This is a genomic window from Sphingomonas sp. Leaf25, from assembly GCF_001421635.1.
In the GTDB taxonomy this organism is placed as follows: Bacteria; Pseudomonadota; Alphaproteobacteria; order Sphingomonadales; family Sphingomonadaceae; genus Sphingomonas.
This window is the reverse complement of the sequence record NZ_LMKU01000023.1, coordinates 320,713-337,613: the sequence shown is the minus strand read 5'-3', so window position 1 is coordinate 337,613 and position 16,901 is coordinate 320,713. Positions and strand designations below refer to the sequence as shown.

The 16,901-nt window shown below is 68.1% G+C and carries 14 protein-coding genes and 1 tRNA gene; 6 read left to right on the top strand and 9 right to left on the bottom strand.

The window, feature by feature from the left end; translation table 11 throughout:
- Window positions 1-116 precede the first annotated feature (116 nt).
- The 3 genes from ASE78_RS09280 to ASE78_RS09270 are packed head-to-tail and all read left to right on the top strand — an operon-like array spanning window position 117 to window position 1,530.
- Window positions 117-677: a hypothetical protein gene (locus tag ASE78_RS09280; protein ID WP_056496014.1), complete on the top strand. Its 561-nt coding sequence runs from the start codon at window positions 117-119 to the stop codon at window positions 675-677.
- A complete protein-coding gene (locus tag ASE78_RS09275) occupies window positions 674-1,126 on the top strand; it encodes a hypothetical protein (RefSeq protein WP_056496012.1) in 453 nt (150 codons plus the stop codon). Before ASE78_RS09280 ends, ASE78_RS09275 begins: the two co-directional genes overlap by 4 nt.
- Window positions 1,114-1,530, top strand: coding sequence for a hypothetical protein (locus tag ASE78_RS09270; RefSeq protein ID WP_056496009.1), 417 nt, complete (start codon window positions 1,114-1,116; stop codon window positions 1,528-1,530). The genes ASE78_RS09275 and ASE78_RS09270 overlap by 13 nt, the downstream gene beginning before the upstream one ends.
- On the opposite strand, the gene ASE78_RS09265 is transcribed toward ASE78_RS09270, so the two are convergent.
- The 6 genes from ASE78_RS09265 to lepA form a co-directional block, all read right to left on the bottom strand.
- Window positions 1,517-2,320 carry a hypothetical protein gene (locus ASE78_RS09265; RefSeq protein ID WP_056496006.1) on the bottom strand — a complete coding sequence of 268 codons (804 nt, stop codon included), beginning with the start codon at window positions 2,318-2,320 and terminating at the stop codon, window positions 1,517-1,519. The two genes, ASE78_RS09270 and ASE78_RS09265, sit on opposite strands and share 14 nt — an antisense overlap.
- On the bottom strand, window positions 2,271-2,891 hold the full coding sequence (locus ASE78_RS09260; RefSeq protein WP_056496003.1) for an ATP-binding cassette domain-containing protein: 621 nt from the start codon (window positions 2,889-2,891) through the stop codon (window positions 2,271-2,273). The genes ASE78_RS09265 and ASE78_RS09260 overlap by 50 nt, the downstream gene beginning before the upstream one ends.
- Entirely contained in the window at window positions 2,881-3,570 is a 690-nt protein-coding gene (modB, locus tag ASE78_RS09255) for a molybdate ABC transporter permease subunit (protein ID WP_056495999.1), read from the bottom strand. Before modB ends, ASE78_RS09260 begins: the two co-directional genes overlap by 11 nt.
- Window positions 3,570-4,328 carry a molybdate ABC transporter substrate-binding protein gene (modA, locus tag ASE78_RS09250; RefSeq protein WP_056496454.1) on the bottom strand — a complete coding sequence of 253 codons (759 nt, stop codon included), beginning with the start codon at window positions 4,326-4,328 and terminating at the stop codon, window positions 3,570-3,572. The genes modB and modA overlap by 1 nt, the downstream gene beginning before the upstream one ends.
- Before the next feature lie 67 nt (window positions 4,329-4,395).
- Complete coding sequence (locus tag ASE78_RS09245; protein ID WP_055762967.1) at window positions 4,396-4,737, bottom strand: phasin family protein; 342 nt, start codon at window positions 4,735-4,737, stop codon at window positions 4,396-4,398.
- 471 nt (window positions 4,738-5,208) lie between these two features.
- Window positions 5,209-7,017 carry a translation elongation factor 4 gene (gene lepA / locus ASE78_RS09240; RefSeq protein WP_055762970.1) on the bottom strand — a complete coding sequence of 603 codons (1,809 nt, stop codon included), beginning with the start codon at window positions 7,015-7,017 and terminating at the stop codon, window positions 5,209-5,211.
- A 164-nt stretch (window positions 7,018-7,181) separates the two neighbouring features.
- On the opposite strand from lepA, the gene ASE78_RS09235 reads away from it, so the two are divergent.
- Window positions 7,182-7,258, top strand: a tRNA-Pro gene (locus ASE78_RS09235).
- Between the two features lie 169 nt (window positions 7,259-7,427).
- Window positions 7,428-8,525 (top strand): alpha/beta hydrolase family esterase, encoded by a 1,098-nt coding sequence (locus ASE78_RS09230; protein ID WP_055762882.1) that lies wholly within the window; start codon window positions 7,428-7,430, stop codon window positions 8,523-8,525.
- Between the two features lie 154 nt (window positions 8,526-8,679).
- Here ASE78_RS09230 and ASE78_RS09225 read toward each other — a convergent pair whose 3' ends face one another.
- The 3 genes from ASE78_RS09225 to ASE78_RS09215 form a co-directional block, all read right to left on the bottom strand.
- Window positions 8,680-9,708 (bottom strand): phytase, encoded by a 1,029-nt coding sequence (locus ASE78_RS09225; RefSeq protein ID WP_056495996.1) that lies wholly within the window; start codon window positions 9,706-9,708, stop codon window positions 8,680-8,682.
- The gene (locus tag ASE78_RS09220; protein WP_235514964.1) at window positions 9,708-12,446 is read right to left on the bottom strand and encodes a TonB-dependent receptor; all 2,739 of its coding nucleotides are present in this window, start codon (window positions 12,444-12,446) and stop codon (window positions 9,708-9,710) included. Before ASE78_RS09220 ends, ASE78_RS09225 begins: the two co-directional genes overlap by 1 nt.
- A 241-nt stretch (window positions 12,447-12,687) precedes the next feature.
- On the bottom strand, window positions 12,688-15,087 hold the full coding sequence (locus ASE78_RS09215; protein ID WP_056495990.1) for a TonB-dependent receptor: 2,400 nt from the start codon (window positions 15,085-15,087) through the stop codon (window positions 12,688-12,690).
- Between the two features lie 124 nt (window positions 15,088-15,211).
- Here ASE78_RS09215 and ASE78_RS09210 point away from each other — a divergent pair, with 124 nt between their 5' ends.
- On the top strand, window positions 15,212-16,864 hold the full coding sequence (locus ASE78_RS09210) for an alkaline phosphatase D family protein (protein WP_056495988.1): 1,653 nt from the start codon (window positions 15,212-15,214) through the stop codon (window positions 16,862-16,864).
- Window positions 16,865-16,901: the final 37 nt, after the last annotated feature.

Here is a 16,901-nt window from a genome sequence, read left to right as displayed (position 1 = left end):
GCGTTGGCGTATTCATGCGACACGACGGTTGCCGATCGAAGGCAGTTGGATGGCGGAATGACGACGGTTTCGTGACGCGCTTGTGCCGCGCCCGGCGGCAGGCGTAGGAGCGGACGATGGCCGCCGACCCCCTGCCCGCCAACGACGACGCTCCCCGCACGCCCAGCCTGTTCGACCGCGCGGTCGCGGCGGCACGTGGCCGGACGGACGCTGCGCCGGTCGAACCCGCGCCAGCGCCGCGCCGCGCCGCGCCGTTCGATCGGCCGACGCTGGCAGTCGCCTGCGCGATCGTGGTCGCCCCCCTGCTCACCTGGGGCGGGGCGACGTGGCTGGCGGCATCGGCCCGCGCCGACGGCCGCATCGCCGCCGCCCGTGCCGCACCGGCCATTGCCGCGCGCGACGCACGAACGGCGGCGCTCGCCACGCTGACGCAGACATGGTCGCGGCAACCGCTCGGCGCGACGATGGAGGGTATCGCCCGCGGGCTGCCCCCCGAAGCCTCGCTCGCCCGCGCCGAAGCCGATGCGGCCGGCCGGCTGTCGTTGGACATTGTCACCCCCGATCCCGACCGGCTGATCGCCGCGCTGCGCCGCGATCCCGCGCTCGCCCGCCTGCGTCCCACCGCGCAGAAGCGCGTCGACGGCCGGATGCAGGTCACGCTGGAGGCGCTGCGATGAACCCCCGCCCGATCCTCGCCGCCGTCGCGCTCGCCGCGGTGCTCGCGCTTCCGGCCGTGCGGGCGCTCGCCGATCTCGATCGGGCCAGAGGGTGGCGCGATACGATGCGGGCGGCGGCCACCGCTCCGCCGCCGCCACCGGTCGCCGTGCCCGCCGCCGCCTTTCCGGCGAACGACGCGGCCGACGCCCGGCGGCGGCTGGCGGCGCGGGTGCAGGCGGCGGCGCGCAGCGGCGGCGTCCTGATCGAAGCGATCGGCAGCGATGGCCCCCAGCCACCGGCGCTCGCCGCACTGACGCTGCGCGCATCGGGACCGGAAAAGGCGATGCTGGCGTTCGTCGACACGCTGGAGCGCGGCGAACCGCCGGTGCGGCTGCACCGCTGGCAATTGACCCCGGTGCCCGGCGGCATCCGGCTGGTCGGGCGGATGGTGGCACCATGGCGCGGGTGACCCGGCCACAGGGGATCGCCATCGCGGCGGTCGCGGCGGCGATCCTCGTGCCGCTCTGGCTGTTGCAGCCCTCCGATAGAACGCCCGTGCCCGACCGTTTCGAGCAGGAGCCACTCGCCGCGCCGCCAGCACCCCCGCCGCTGCGCGCCGCCTTCGCCCGTCCGCTGTTCGCCGCCCCGGTCATCGATGCCGCACCGCCGGCCGATGCACCGCAACTGATCGGCATCGTCGGACGGCTGGGCCGCGACGCGGTGGCGCTGATGCGTGGCAGCGACGGCACCCGCACACTCGCCCCCGGCGACAGCGTCGATGGCTGGCAGTTGCGCAGCCTCGCGATCGACGCCGCCTATTTCACCCGCGGCGGACAAAGCGCGCGGGTGGCGGTTCCACTCAGCGATAGCTGAGTCGTATCCGCGTCTCGTTGCCAAACGTCCGGTCGGCCAGTGGCGGGCGATAGGATTGTGTGCGCAGCGGCAATACCACCGGCCCACCCGGCGCATCGGCCACCGCACTGGCCAGCGGGCGTTCGACGCGGTGATAGAAGTTGAAACGGCTGCTGGCGCATCCGCCCGCAAGGTCGAACACGCCGATCAGCGGCAGTGCGAGGATCGACGCCTGCGCCTTGCCCATCGCCACCGCTACCTGGCATTGCGCGCGCAGGTCGCCCAGCCGCCGGTCCTCGATCCCCGTACCCGGCGACAGGACCAGCGGACGCAGCGACAGCGCCTGTGCCGCCGTCCCACCGCGCAGGAACCAACGTCCTTCCGGGATCGCCGGCAGGGCGAAACGGCCGTCGCTGTCGACCGTCACCGGCAGTTGCCGCGTCCCGTCGGTCAGCACCAGTGCAAGATCGTTCGCCGCCACCCGCTGCCCGCCGCGCCACAGTTCGAACCGCAGCGTGGCCGCCGGGGCCAGCGCAGCGCGATCCTTCGCCAGCCGCCGCTGAGCGATGCGCAACAGTTTCGCATCGACCTGCAACGGCTTGCCCGGCGCGGTGACGACGATGTCGGGACCATCGGTTTCCTGTGCCGCCACCGGTGCCGGTGCCGTCATCACCAGTACCACACCCGCCACCATCACCCGCATCGCCGAACTCCCGATCGTTTCGGCGCCGTCATCCTGGCCGATTGCGGCGGGATGATGGTCACATCCGCACGATCCGCGTCGCCAGCCGTTCGGCCTCCGCCAGATCATGGGTGACGTACAGGATCGGCAGGGCGAGCGCGTCGCGCAATCGCTCGATCGTCGCCATCACCTCCTCGCGCCGCGCCCGGTCGAGCGAGGACAGCGGCTCGTCCATCAACAGGAACCGCGCACCCGACAGCAGCGCGCGTCCGATCGCCACCCGCTTCGCCTCGCCGCCCGACAGCGTCGCCGGCCAGCGGCGAAGCAGCGGCCCCAGCCCCAGCAACGCGACCATATCGTCATAACCGACCGGTGGCGTTCCCCGCCCCATGCCATAGCGCAGATTGGCGGCGACCCGCCGGTGCGGGAACAGGCGCGGCTCCTGAAACACATAGCCGCAGCGCCGCCGCGCCACCGGCACGTCGATTCCCGCCGCCGAGTCGAACAACGTCTCGCCGCCGACGCGGACATGCCCCGCCGCCGGTCGCAACAGCCCGGCGACCATGTTCAGCACGCTCGACTTGCCGACCCCCGACGGGCCGAACAACACGGTCAGGCCAGTGTCGCGGCCGTCGTCGGGCACGACCGCGCCGACCACTGCCTCCCCCAGCCGCACAGTCACGTCGATCTCAAAGGACATGGACCCGCCGCCCCCCGCGTCGCACCAGCCATTCCGACACGATCAGCGCGACCAGCGACAGCGCGACCGACAGGCCCGCCAGCCGCACGACGCTCGCCTCGGCACCCGGCACCTGCAACGCGCTGTAGATCGCCAGCGGCAGCGTCGCCGTTTCGCCCGGCACGTTGGAGACGAAAGTGATCGTCGCGCCGAACTCGCCGAGCGCGCGCGCGAACCCCAGCACCATGCCGGCCAATACGCCGGGCAGGCTGAGCGGCGCGGTGACGCTCCAGAACACTCGCCAGCGCGATGCGCCGAGCGTGCGCGCAACGCTTTCCAGCCGGCGATCGACGCCGTCAAGCGACAGGCGGATCGCCCGGACCATCAGCGGCAGCGCCATCACCCCGGCGGCGATCGCTGCGCCGGTCCAGCGGAACAGCACGTTGGCATCGAACCATGCCAGCAGCCACCGCCCGACCGGGCCGTGCGGCGCGAACGCCAGCAGCAACAGCCACCCGGTCACGACCGGCGGCAGCACCAGCGGCAGGTGGACGATCCCGTCGAGCAGCACCCGCCCCGGAAACCGCCCCCGCGCCAGTACCCATGCGATCGCATAGGCGACCGGCAGGGTGGCGAGCATCGCCACGCCGCCGATCTTCAACGACAGCGCGACGATCGCCCATTCGCCCGCATCGGGCATCAACGCGCGGTGAAGCCGTAGCGCACGAAGACCGCCTTGCCCGCCCCGCTAACAAGGAACCGGCGAAAGGCTTCTCCCTCGGGATTACGCGACGCCTTCAACCGCGCGATCGGATAGACGATCGGCGGATGGCTGGCGGCCGGGAACACTGCGACGACCCGCACCCTGGCCGATGCCTTCGCATCGGTCGCATAGACGATGCCGAGCGGCGCCACGCCACGTTCGACCAGCGCCAGCGCCGCGCGGACATTCTCGGCGCGCACCACCAACGGGGCGACATCGTTCCACGCGCCCAGTCGTTCGAGCGCGGCCTTGCCATAGCGTCCGGCGGGGACCGCAGCGGGATCGGCCATCGCCAGCCGCCCCTGCCCCAGCGCTTGCCGCAGGTCGAAGCCGGGCCGCAGCGCGATCCGCACGGCGCTGGCCCGGGGCGCGACCAGTACCAGCCGGTTGCCGAGCAACGTCGCGCGGGTGGCACTCGCCAGCACGCCACGCGCGGCGAGATAGTCCATCCATTCCATATCGGCCGACACGAACAGATCGGCCGGTGCCCCCGCCGCCGCCTGTCGCGCCAGCGCCGAACTGGCCGCGAACGACAGCACCGGGCGGGGATGCCCGCGTCGTGCCCAGACATCGGCGGCGGCATTCATCGATTCCTGCAGGCTGGCGGCGGCAAGCACCGTCGCCGGACGCCGCTGCGCCATTGCCGTCGTGCCAGCCGTCACGGCCAGCGCCAGCCACATCAGGAATCGAATCATCATGCCCCCCGTTCCGCCGAACCATAATCCGGCGATCGGGACAACGCACCTCCGACGGTTGCGTTGCTCAGCCCTGGCCGCCTGTCGGGCCGCCCATCTGGCCAACCGCGTTGCGGCCGAACTGGGCGATCAGCTCGCCGACCTCGCGCGCCTGCGCCATCGACCGCTCGCCCTGCGCGCGCAGATACTCGGACTGAATCCGCATTACTTCGTTGATGTCGTTCGCCTGTGCCGCCGCGCGCATCGCGCGGAATGCTTCCTGCGTATTCGATTCGGCTTGCGACAGGATGCGCAGGCTGAACTGCGATCCCTGATCCGCCATCTGGCTGCCCGCCGCGCGCATCCGCTCGCCCGCATCCTGCATCGCGGCCGCCGCGCGATCGGCGGCATTGGTCGTCTGGTCGTTCATCATCCTCTCCTGCTTACTTGGTTAAAGCGACGTTTGAAGATCGGGTTTGTTCCTTTTGTGACATGATTCCATCAGGAAGCCGCGATGGGCGTTCCCGCATTTCCGTAGGGTTCGGTTGCGGTGCAGCATGGAAGTTGCCGTAATATCCATCATCGTAAAAAACGATCATGTTAATTCGAAAGTCGGGTTTGCATTCTACGGTACGATCACCCAATAACGTTGGTAGAGATTAACCAGGACAAAGACGAGGAGCCGAGGATGCACGCGAAATTTTCCGGGCGCACGACTATCGCCACGATCGCCGGGATGACGATCGTGGGCTGGGCCGGCGTGGCGCTGATCGTTCAGGTGGTGATGCACGTCGTCGTCTGACGATGTCGCCAACGCTTGACGCCAGACGGCCCCGGCGCGTGCTCCCTTCGCGCCGGGGCCGTTCTGATTCAGGGTCGGCCTTGATCGGCGGTCAGGCGATCAGTTTTCGTCGCCCATGCGCAGCGCGGCGATGAACGCTTCCTGCGGGATGCTGACCGAGCCGTACTCGCGCATCTTCGCCTTGCCCTTCTTCTGCTTGTCGAGCAGCTTGCGCTTGCGGCTGGCGTCGCCGCCATAGCATTTCGCGGTCACGTCCTTGCGCATCGCGCTGATCGTCTCGCGCGCGATCACCTTACCGCCGATCGCCGCCTGAATCGGGATCTTGAACAGGTGGCGCGGGATCAGTTCCTTCAACCGCTCCACCATGCCGCGTCCGCGCACTTCGGCGGTGCCGCGGTGGACGATCATGCTGAGCGCGTCGACCGGCTCCTCGTTGACGAGGATGCTCATCTTGACAAGGTCGCCCTCACGATAGCCGATCTGTTCGTAATCGAAGCTGGCATAGCCCTTCGACAGCGATTTGAGCCGGTCATAGAAATCGAACACCACTTCGTTGAGCGGCAGTTCATAGGTCGCCTGCGCCCGCCCGCTGACATAGGTCAGGTTGAGCTGGATGCCGCGCCGGTCCTGACACAGTTTCAGGATGCCGCCGAGATATTCGTCGGGGACATAGATCGTCGCCTTGATCCACGGCTCGCTGATCGTCTTGATCTTGTTGACGTCGGGCATGTCGGCGGGATTGTGCAGGTCGATCTGCGTGATGCCGGCCGGATCGGGATGGGTGAATTCGATCTGATACACCACCGACGGCGCGGTGGTGATGAGGTCGAGGTCATATTCGCGGGTCAGCCGCTCCTGGATGATCTCCAGATGCAGCAACCCCAGGAACCCGCAGCGGAAGCCGAAGCCGAGCGCCGCCGAGCTTTCCATCTCGAAGGTGAAGCTGGCGTCGTTCAGGCGCAGCTTGCTGATCGATTCGCGCAGCTTGTCGAAATCGGCGGCATCGACCGGGAACAGGCCGCAGAACACCACCGACTGGACTTCCTTGAACCCCGGCAGCGCCTCGGCGGTCGGCCGCCGCGCGTCGGTGATCGTGTCGCCGACCATCGTCTGCGCCACTTCCTTGATCTGCGCGGTGATGAAGCCGATCTCGCCGGGGCCAAGGTCGGGCAGTTGCTCGATCTTCGGCCGGAACGCGCCGACGCGGTCGACCAGATGCGTCGTGTCGGCGTTCATGAACTTGATCTGCTGGCCCTTGCGGATCGACCCGTCGATCACCCGGATCAGGATGACGACGCCCAGATACGGGTCGTACCAGCTATCGACCAGCATCGCTTTCAGCGGTGCGCTCGCATCGCCCTTGGGGGCCGGAATCTGGTCGATGATCGCGTCGAGAATCTCGTCGATGCCGATCCCCGCCTTGGCCGACGCCAGCACGGCGCGGCTGGTGTCGAGGCCGATCAGGTCCTCGATCTCGGCCTTGACCTTTTCCGGCTCGGCGGCAGGAAGGTCGATCTTGTTGATGACCGGAATGATCTCGTGATCGTGCTCGATCGACTGGTACACATTGGCCAGCGTCTGCGCCTCGACGCCCTGCGCCGCGTCGACCACCAGCAGCGCGCCTTCGCACGCCGCCAGTGACCGCGAGACTTCATAGGCGAAGTCGACATGACCCGGCGTGTCCATCAGGTTGAGGACATGGCCCTTCCATTCCAGACGCACGGTCTGCGCCTTGATGGTGATGCCGCGTTCCTTCTCGATGTCCATATTGTCGAGCACCTGCGCCGACATCTCACGCTCGGCGAGCCCGCCGGTGCGCTGGATCAGCCGGTCGGCGAGCGTCGACTTGCCATGGTCGATATGGGCGATGATCGAGAAATTACGCAGTTTGTCGAGCGGAGTGGCCACGGTCACACAATCGATAAGAGAAAGTCGATCCGCCCCGTAGCAGCTTCGCGCCCAAAGCCAAACAGGTGGACATGCGAATCCCGCTTGCGGCCCCCGCATCCCCCCGCTATAGGCGCGCCTCCAAGCAACGGCAGGCGCCTTTCGACGCCCCGCCGATACTCCGTCGGGGAGTAGCTCAGCCTGGTAGAGCACTGCCTTCGGGAGGCAGGGGCCGGAGGTTCGAATCCTCTCTCCCCGACCATTTGGACCGCCGCGACACGCGGCTCCCTTACAGCATATCGGCAGGCCGGGCGGCAGACTGCTGTCCTGTATACATCGCATTGCCTATTGTGCAGCGCAGCATGGTCGCCATATCCTTTGGCGAAGGCATCGGTCCCAAGGGTGCCGTGACCGTGTAAGGCAGACGAACCATGCGACCGATTTCCGATACGATCCAGCGACTTGCCAAGATGCAGGCGGGTGGCATGACGCACGGCACACCCGACCGGCTGCGCGAGCTGGGACCGTTCCAGCCCAACCCCGGCAATCTGCGCGGGCGGCTGTACGTGCCCGATACGATCGCGCCCGGCGCGGCACTGGTCGTGGCGCTGCACGGCTGTACCCAGACCGCCGCCGCCTACGATCACGGCACCGGCTGGTCGACGCTCGCCGATCGCGAAGGCTTCGTCGTCCTGTTCCCCGAGCAACAGCGGGCCAACAACGCCAACCTCTGTTTCAACTGGTTCGAGCCGGCCGATATTGCCCGGTTGGGCGGCGAAGCGGAATCGATCGCGGCGATGATCGATGCCGTGCTCGCGCTGCATCCGATCGATCCCGCGCGGGTGTTCGTCACCGGGCTGTCGGCCGGTGGCGCGATGAGCGCGGTGATGCTGGCGACCTGGCCCGACAAGCTGGCCGGCGGCGCGATCATCGGCGGCCTGCCCTATGGCGGGGCGACCGGCGTGCCGCAGGCGCTCGACCGGATGCGCGGGCACGGCGCGCCGGCCGATGCGGCGGCGGCGGCGGCGGTGCGTGCGGCGGCAGCCGGCGTCCACGGCGCGCCGCGCGTGGCGGTATGGCATGGCAGCGCCGACACGACGGTCGTCGTCGGCAATCTCGACCGGCTGGTCGGGCAATGGCGCGGCGTCCATGACCTGACCGCTGGCCCCGATGCCGTCGCCAAGGGAGCGAACTGGGAACATCGGAGCTGGAACGGCCCCGACGGCACCGCGCTGGTCGAGGAATGGCGCGTGGCGGGCATGGGCCACGGCGTGCCGATCGATCCGGCGAGCGGCATCGGCGCGGCGGGACCGTTCATGCTCGACGTCGGCCTGTCGAGCACCGAGGCGATCGCGCAGTCATGGGGTTTGACCGGAACCCCGGCCGCTTCGGCGACGACGGTCGCGACGCCCGCCCCCGCCCCGCGCGTCCGCCGGCTGGAACCGGTGGTCGAGGAACGCCAACCCGTTGCGGGCGGCGTACAGGCCACGATCGAACGCGCGCTGCGGGCTGCCGGGCTGATGCGCTAAGCATCGGATCGGGTTCACGCGGAGGCGCCGAGACGCGGAGGCGGTGCATCCTGCGGCGATAGCCGCCCGTCTTAACCGACGTTTGCAAGAAGGGTGCGGCTATCGCCGCACACGCAACCCCTCTGCGTCTCCGCGTGAACCAATCTTCCGACCGTCAGCGAAGCCGCAACGCGCGCTTCACATCGCGCCACGACACCAGCTTGAAGTTCTGTGTCTCGGGCGCATTGTCGCCGTCCTGGGCTACCATCAGCCCTTGGGGAAAGCGCGGCCCGAAATTGCCGGCGATCAACTCGATCCCGTCGGTGTCGCTCGTCCCGTCGATCGTGCCGCCACCGATGCGGAACCGCCCGGCATAGGACAGATCGGGCAGGCGATAGAGGCTATAGGCATTGTCGCCCTGGCTGCTGACGACCAGATAGCCGCCCCGCCGCCCCTCGGGCGCGATCGCCAGCCCTTCGGCATCGGCGACCAGCGTCGTCCCGTCGACCTTCGTGATCGGCGTGGGCGTCGTCGGCGCGGCGGGATCGGCGTCGAACCGCCACAGCCCGACATCCTCCTCGGCGACATAGAGCGTGGCCGTACGGTCATCGACCACGCAGCCCTCGGACTGGGTGCCGAGTTTCATCGACCGCACCGTCCGCACTACCGGCGGCTTGCCCGGCGGCAGGTCGATCGCGACCTGATCGATCCGCCCGTCCTTCATCACGACGAAGCCGAACAGCGCCTTGTCCGCCTTGCGGGTCCACAGGCACATGCCATAGGCCTCGCCCGCACCTACGGGAAAGCGCCCCATCGGCACCAACCGCCGCGCGACCGTGTCGAGCGTGAACAACGCCACATGCGCCTGCGCTTCATCGGCGCGGTCACTCGCCACCGCGATTACCCGGCCGCCGATCTCGCGCAGATCGACATTGTTGAGCCGCGCGGCGGGCGTGAAGCTCAACCGCTTGCCCGACAGGTCGTAGACGTGGATGCCCGCCTTCTTGTCGGTCCCGATCACCAGACTGGCGGCGGGGTTGCGCCGGTTGCGCCAGATCGCGGGATCGTCGGCAGCATCGGCGGCGGTGTCGACCGGATCGGTCTCCGCCACCGCCGCGACCATCGGCGCTGCGACGGGCATCGCCACCGGCGACGACGTCACCGCACATCCGCCGAGCAACAGCGCAAGGAATGCGGCGCGCATCAGAACGTCACCCGTACGCCGGCCTGATAGCGCGGGCCAAAGGTTTCATGCTCGATCGTATAGCGCGTGTCGCCGACGTAGCGGCGGCCCGGACCGTTCAGCAAGTTGCTGAAATTGCCATAGAGTTCGACGTTCTGGTTGATCGCGTAGCGGACCGACGCATCGAGTTCATTGTCCTTGGCCCAGTAGAAATCGCCGCCGTCGACACCGCGCACCACGCCGTTGATCGTCTGGAAATCGCCCAGATCGTCGAGCCAGCGCGAGCGGTTCTGATACTGGACCCGTGCCGAGAAGCCGTATTTTTCGTAATAGACGCCGAGGTTGTAGACCGCGTCCGAGGCGCCGGGCAGCGGCACGCGGCGGCCATCGGGCGTTTCGGCGCGGCTGCGGTTCAGCGTCGCGTTCACCTGCACGCCAAAGCCGCCGACCCAGTCGGGCAGGCCAAGGTCGGCGACGAACGGATCGAGCTGCTGCTGGATCGCGCCTTCGATGCCGAGGATCGATCCGTCGCCGCCGTTGTCGATCGTCGAATAGACATATTGCGAGCGGTCGACCCCGTTCGCGTTCAGCACATCGCTGCCGAACGTTCGCGTCGTATCGAACAACACGTCGCGCAGCCGCTTGTAATAGGCACCGAACGACAGGAAGCCGCGCGGCAGGACATAATATTCGACATAGGCATCGACGCCCATCGCCTTTTCGGGCTTCGCGTCGGGATTGCCACCCGACACGGTCAGATTGGCGTCGTTGAACGTCAGATTGGGCCGCAACTGGTCGTAATCCGGCCGCGCCGCGCCGGTGTTGAACGACAGCCGCGCCTTCATCCGGTCGTTGACGTCATAATTGATGTGCAGGCTCGGATAGACGAGCGTGATGTCGCGCTCGACGCTGATCGGAGTGGTGACGCCAGTCGCGCCGTTGATCGTGGCGGCCGACGAATTGTTGCGGATATGCTCGATCCGCGCGCCGCCGATCACGTTGCCCCAGTCGGTGGTGACGGTGCCCATGGCATAGGCCGAATAGATGCGCTCGTTCACGTTGTAGAGATTGGCGGTCTGGTCGCGATAGACCCCGACCGTCCTGGCCCGGTCGACGAGGTCGAGGAGCTTGTCGCGCCCGAAATACTGGAAGGTGTAGCCCAGCGGAACCTGACCCTGAAACCCGCCGGGGATCGCGATCTGGTCATAGCCGGTCGGGATGCCCGCAGCGGCGAACTGCGCCGCGCTGTTCAGTTCGAGCAGGCGTTCGTCGACCGACTTGGTGCGATCGTCGAAGCGCAGGCCCGCGGCGATCGTCGTGCGGTTGCCGAGCAGGCCATCAATGTCGTGGCTTACGTCGAGCCGCGCGGTGTACGCCTCGGTCGTGTCGGCGGCGTAGAGCGAGCGCAGGCGGCTGAGCGTGCGCGGAAAATTCTCGATTGCGCTCACCCGCTCGCCGCGACCCAGCGTGCCATTGGCATTGCGGATGGTGCGGTACAGCTCGACCTTCGCCAGTTGCGGATCGGTCAGGTCATAGGCGACGGTCAGCCGGTTGGCGGCGTTCGCGCCGTTGCTGCCGAACGAAGGGCTGTCGTAGTTGAGCTGCGCCGGCTGCGTCCGGTCGTCGATCGAGCGGGTATAGTTCGCGCGCCACGACACGCGCCACGTATCGAGGTCGTGGTCGCCGCCCAGCGTGTTGGTGAACACCGACTGTTTGTAGGCACGAACCGTGAAGTTGGAATTCAGATCGATGCCATAGACGGTGCCACGCAGCGGCGTGTTGCCGGTGCAGACATCGGCATAGCCGGTGGTGCCGGCCGCCGGCGTCGCGTTGACGACGCAAGACGCGGTCCCGGTCGGGGTGCGCGACTGCTGGTCGTCGAGATCGAAGATATAGTTGTTGCGCTGTTCGTCATCCTGAAACGCCGAATAGATCGTCTCGGCGAAGATGCGGTGGCCCGCCGACGGCTCCCAGTCGAGCCGGGTCGACAGCGAATAATTCTTGCGGACGAGGCGATAGAGCTTGTTCTCGGTCTCGCGCGCCCAGATGCGGTCGCCGAAGCCGGGGCGGGCATCTTCCTTGACCGCTTCCCAATCGGTTTCGAAATTGTCGGTCACCATGCCGCGCCGGTACATCGTCGCCGACGACACGATGCCGACTTCGCCGATGCCGGTTTCGAACCGGTCGGACACGACCAGCGAGCCTTCCCATTCGCGACGGTCGCCCAGCTCGACATAGCCGACGCCGGCCTTGCCCGCGACGAACAGGCCGTTGTGGTCGAACGCCGAGCGGGTGATGATGTCGACGTTGCCCGAGATCGTCTCGCCGACCATGTCGGGCGTCACCGCCTTGCGCACGACGATCTGCTTGGCGATCGCCGAGGGGATCGAATCGAAGCGTGCGGCGCGGCCTTCGGGGCTGACGACGTTGACGCCGTCGAACGACAGCGTGGTCCAGCGCTTGGGCGCGCCACGCAGGTTGACATAGCGTGCCTGCCCCTGATCGCGCTCGACGCCGACACCGGGCAGGCGGCTGATCGCCTGGGCGATATTCTGGTCGGGAAGACGGCCGACCGCGTCCGACGCGATGACCGACACGAGCGCCGGGCTGTTACGCTGGATTTCGAGCGCGGCGGATTCGGATTCGGCGATCGGGCGCGATCCGCGCACAACGATTTCCTGATCCTCCTCGGGCACGGCGGCCGGATCGGCGGCAACCACGACGACCGGCTCGTCGCGCGGTGCGGCGAACGCGCTCACGGGAACGAAAGCAGCGCCGGCGAGGAGCGCGCGCACGAAAACGGCCCGACCGGACCGCGACCACATACCAACCATGTCTGTTTCCCCATTCGAGAACGTCGTCGCGCTCTCTCGTTGGGGTGGCCCTGCCCGGCCGGTTTGGCAGAATGGTTACGCGATCGTTGCGTAATCATTACAATCGCGGCTGTTGCCAATCGGCAACAACCGGTGCGGGAAGCAGGCCGCCTCCCGCACCGTACGATCAGAAACGCGCGCCGACCTCGATACCGTAGAAGCGCGGCTCGCCCCGGATATAGGTGGGCACGCCGAAGCCGCCGCCGGTGTTGCCGCCGTCGATCAGATAGCGTTCGTTGGTCAGGTTGCGGGCGAAGCCGCCGATCAGGAAGCGTCCGTCGCGGCCGATCTCGACGCCGGCACGCGCGTTGACCAGCGTATAGCCGCCCTGCGCGATCGCCGGATTGTTCGGCAGTTCGAAGAACACGCGCGAGCGATAGGTGACGCTCGGCACCGCATATAGCGTCAGCCCGCCGAGCGGCACCCGCAGGTTCGCGCCGCCCGACGCGGTCATGTCGGGCTGGAGGCGGAAGCGGTTGCCGGCGAACACGCCGTTGGTCGCTTCGTCCCCGATCCCACCGTCGAGATAGGCGAAGGTCCCGAACAGCGACAGGACGCGCCCGATCGCGAGATTACCTTCCAGCTCGACGCCGAGGTTGTCGGCCGACCCGGCCGAACGGGTGGTCGTCACGCCATTGTCGGTCACGCTGACCTGAAACCCGTCATAGCGTTGGTAGAAGACCGACGCCGCTCCGCTGAACGGCCCGACCCGCCCCTTGATGCCGCCTTCGTAGTTCCACACCAGTTCTTCCGGCACGATCTGGAGCGCGGGAACGACGGCGGCGGTCGCCGCCGTGCCGGTTCGCGCGGCGGCCAGTTGCACCACCGGCGAACGGCGGCCCTTGCTGACCGTCGCGTACAGGTTCACCGCATCGCTCAGGCGGACCAGCGCGTTGAAGCGCGGCAGCACGGCGGCGAAGCTGCGTTCGGCCTCGAACTTCGCACCCCCGGTGCTCGCGGTGCCGAGCAGGCTGGTGAACACCCCGGCCCCGGCAAGGATGCGCGAGAAGGGCTGAACCGAGCTGTACTGCGACTGGCGATTTTCGATCAGCACCCGCGCGCCGGCGGTCAACTCCAGTTGCGGCAGCGGCAGCCATGTCGCGTCGGCGAATACCGAATAGGTGTCGTTGTTGCCGTAATTGGCGAATTCCGACGCATAGGGCAGCACGGTGGCCGCCCCGCGCGTCAGCAGCGCGGTGGCGCGCGTCGCCGGAATCGTGCCGTTGGCGGCGACACAGCCCGCGCCGGTGGGCACGCCCGCCGCGTTCAGCCCGGCACGGACGCCGGCATAGGCCCCGGCGACCGAACAGGCGAGATAGGTGCCTTCCTCGGTCGAGAACGGCACGCGCTGAAAGCCATTCTCGAAGAAGGCGTTCCAGCCGAACGACGCGCGTGCCTTTTCACCGGTGAAGGCGAATCGGCCCTCGTGGCTCCACTGGTCGCCCTTCGCATCCTCGGCAAATTCTAGATACCATGCCGGGCCGCCATCGGCGTCGAACGTTTCGAGGCTGTTGAAGCGGCGATAGCCGTTGACCGTGGTGAAGACGACGCCCGGCGCGAGGTCGACCTGCACGGTCAGGTTCGCGTCATACACGTCGCGGTCGAGCCCCAGCTTGCGCTTGCCCAGCACCTCGGCGCTGAGCGGCGATCCCGACAGTTCGGCAGTGCCATAATCGCCGGTCCGCCCGCCGGTCGGCGCGAACGCGCGGCTCTTGAACGCGGTGCCCGGATTGCGCTGCCCGTCATAGGTCAGCACGAGGTCGGCGGTGACGGCGGGGGTCGGCGTCCAGCGCAGCGATCCGCGAATGCCCCGCTGGTCCTGCCCGTTCAGGTCGTCCTGATCGACCCGACCCTGATTCTGGTTCGGGATGGTCGCATCGCCCGCGATGTTGCGGACATAGCCGTCGCGGTATTTATACGCGAACGCCAGCCGCCCGGCGAGCGTGTCGCCCCCCGCATTCAGGACACCCGACACCTGCGTCCGGTCGAAATTGCCCCGGGATGCAGCAGCCTCCACCGAGAAACCGGGGCGCGGCCGCGCGGAAATAATCGATACCGCGCCCACGGCGGCGGCGGTGCCGAACAGCGTCGCCTGCGGTCCCTTCACCACCTCGATCCGTTCGAGGTCGAACAGGTCCTGATACGCCCCGCGCGACCGGCTGATGTCGACGCCGTTGTAATAGAAAGTGACGCGCGCGCCCTGCTGCGCCGATCCCGAATCCGACGTGATGCCCCGGATCACGAAGCCCGGATTATTGGCGCTCTGTTCCTGGATGACGAGGCCGGGGATATATTGCGCGACATCGGCCAGCGTCGATACGCCGAGGTCGGCCATCCGCTTGCCGGTGACGGCGGTGACGGTGAGGGGTACGTCCTCGATCCGCTGTTCCATCTTTTGCGCGGTCACGACGATCTCGGCGGCACTATCGGCATCGTCGGATGTGCGCGGCTGGACATTGGCCTGCGCGAAGGCGGTGGTCGAACAACCAAGCGCGAGCAGCGCGACGAGCGGACGCGAGAACGACATGCAATATCCCCCTAATGATGGCGCCGCCTCTAGGGGGAAGGAATGACAGTCCGGTTACGTCATCGACCTGTCGTATCAGCGACATAGGGGGCGGCTATCCCGTTTCTGCCAAGGTTTGCCGCCCATGACGATCAACCGCCGCACCGCCCTTCGCACGATCGGCGGCAGCGCCGCGCTCGCGCTGCCCGCCGTCACGGCCCATGCGGCCACCCCGCCCGCGCGGTTCGGGCATGGCGTGGCGAGCGGCGATCCGGCGGCGGACGGCGCGATCCTGTGGACCCGCGCGACGCCGCCCGCCGGCGCGACGGGCGACATTCCGCTCGACTGGCATGTCGCCACCAGCGAGGATGGCACACCCGTCGCCAGCGGCCGCGCCACCGCCCGCGCCGCGCGCGACTTCACCGCCAAGGTCGAGGTCACGCGGCTGACCGCCGGGCGCGACTATTGGTACTGGTTCACTTGCGGTGACGGCACCCGTTCGCCGACCGGCCGGTTCCGCACCCTGCCGCGTGGGCGCACCGCCGATGTCGTGCTGGCGGTGGTGTCGTGCCAGTTGTATCCCGGCGGCTATTGGCACGCCTATACCGCGATCGCCGCCGAACCCCGGCTGGACGCGGTGCTGCATCTTGGCGACTATATCTATGAATATGCTCCCGACGGCTATGGCGCCGACATCGGCCGCAAGCTGAACCGCCTGCCCGAACCGGCGCACGAGATCGTCACCCTCGCCGATTATCGCACCCGCCATGCGCAGACCAAGCGCGACCCGGCGATGCAGGCGGCGCACGCCCGCGCCGCGTTCCTCTGCGTCTGGGACGATCACGAGAGCGCCAACGACGCTTGGGTCGGCGGGGCCGAGAACCACGATCCCGCGACCGAGGGCGACTGGGGCAAGCGCAAGGCGGCGGCGATGCAGGCCTATTTCGAATGGATGCCGATCCGCGATCCCAAGCCGGGCCAGCCATGGGCGGCGATCAACCGCGCGTTCGACTTCGGCGATCTGGCGACGCTGGTGATGGTCGAAACCCGCCTGCTCGCCCGGTCGGAACAGGCCGCGCCCAAGGGGGCCGGCATCGCGCCCGACGATTATGCACGGATGATGGCGATCCGCGCCCGCCCCGACCGCGACCTGCTGGGCAAGGGCCAGCAGGACTGGGTCGAGGCGCAACTGGCCCGGTCGGTCGCGGCGAAGCGGCCGTGGCAGTTGCTCGGCAATCAGGTGGTGATGGCGCGCGTCCCCGGTCCCGACCTTGCTGCAGCCCTCGGCGATGCCGGCTATGCCGAGTTTCTTGCCAAGGCACCCGCCGCCTATCGCGACCGGATCGCCGAGGGGCAGGCATCGTACAAGGCGGGCCTGCCGTTCAACTTCGATAGCTGGGACGGCTATCCCCCGGCGCGCGAGCGGCTCTATGCCGCGTTCCGCCGGGCGGGGTCGCGGCCGATCGTGCTGTCGGGGGACAGCCATGCCGGCTGGGCGAACGACCTGCACGACGATGCCGGCCGCCTCGTCGCCGCCGAATTCGGCGCGACCGCGATCTCCAGCCCGTCCTATGGCTCGGTCCTGCCCGGCATCGGCACGATCATCGCCGATGGCAGCCCCGAAGTCCGCTACTGCGATCAGGACCGCAAGGGCTATCTCCTGCTCACCCTGACGCCAACGCGCGCGCAGGCGCAGTTCCGCACCGTGTCGAGCGTGATCGAACCGACCTTCACCACCGAAACCACCGCGCGCTGGTCGGTCGCGGCGGGCAGCGTCGCGCCGATCGTCGAGGGGTAGGACTAGGGCCGATCGACATTCAACGAAATGGCTTCCT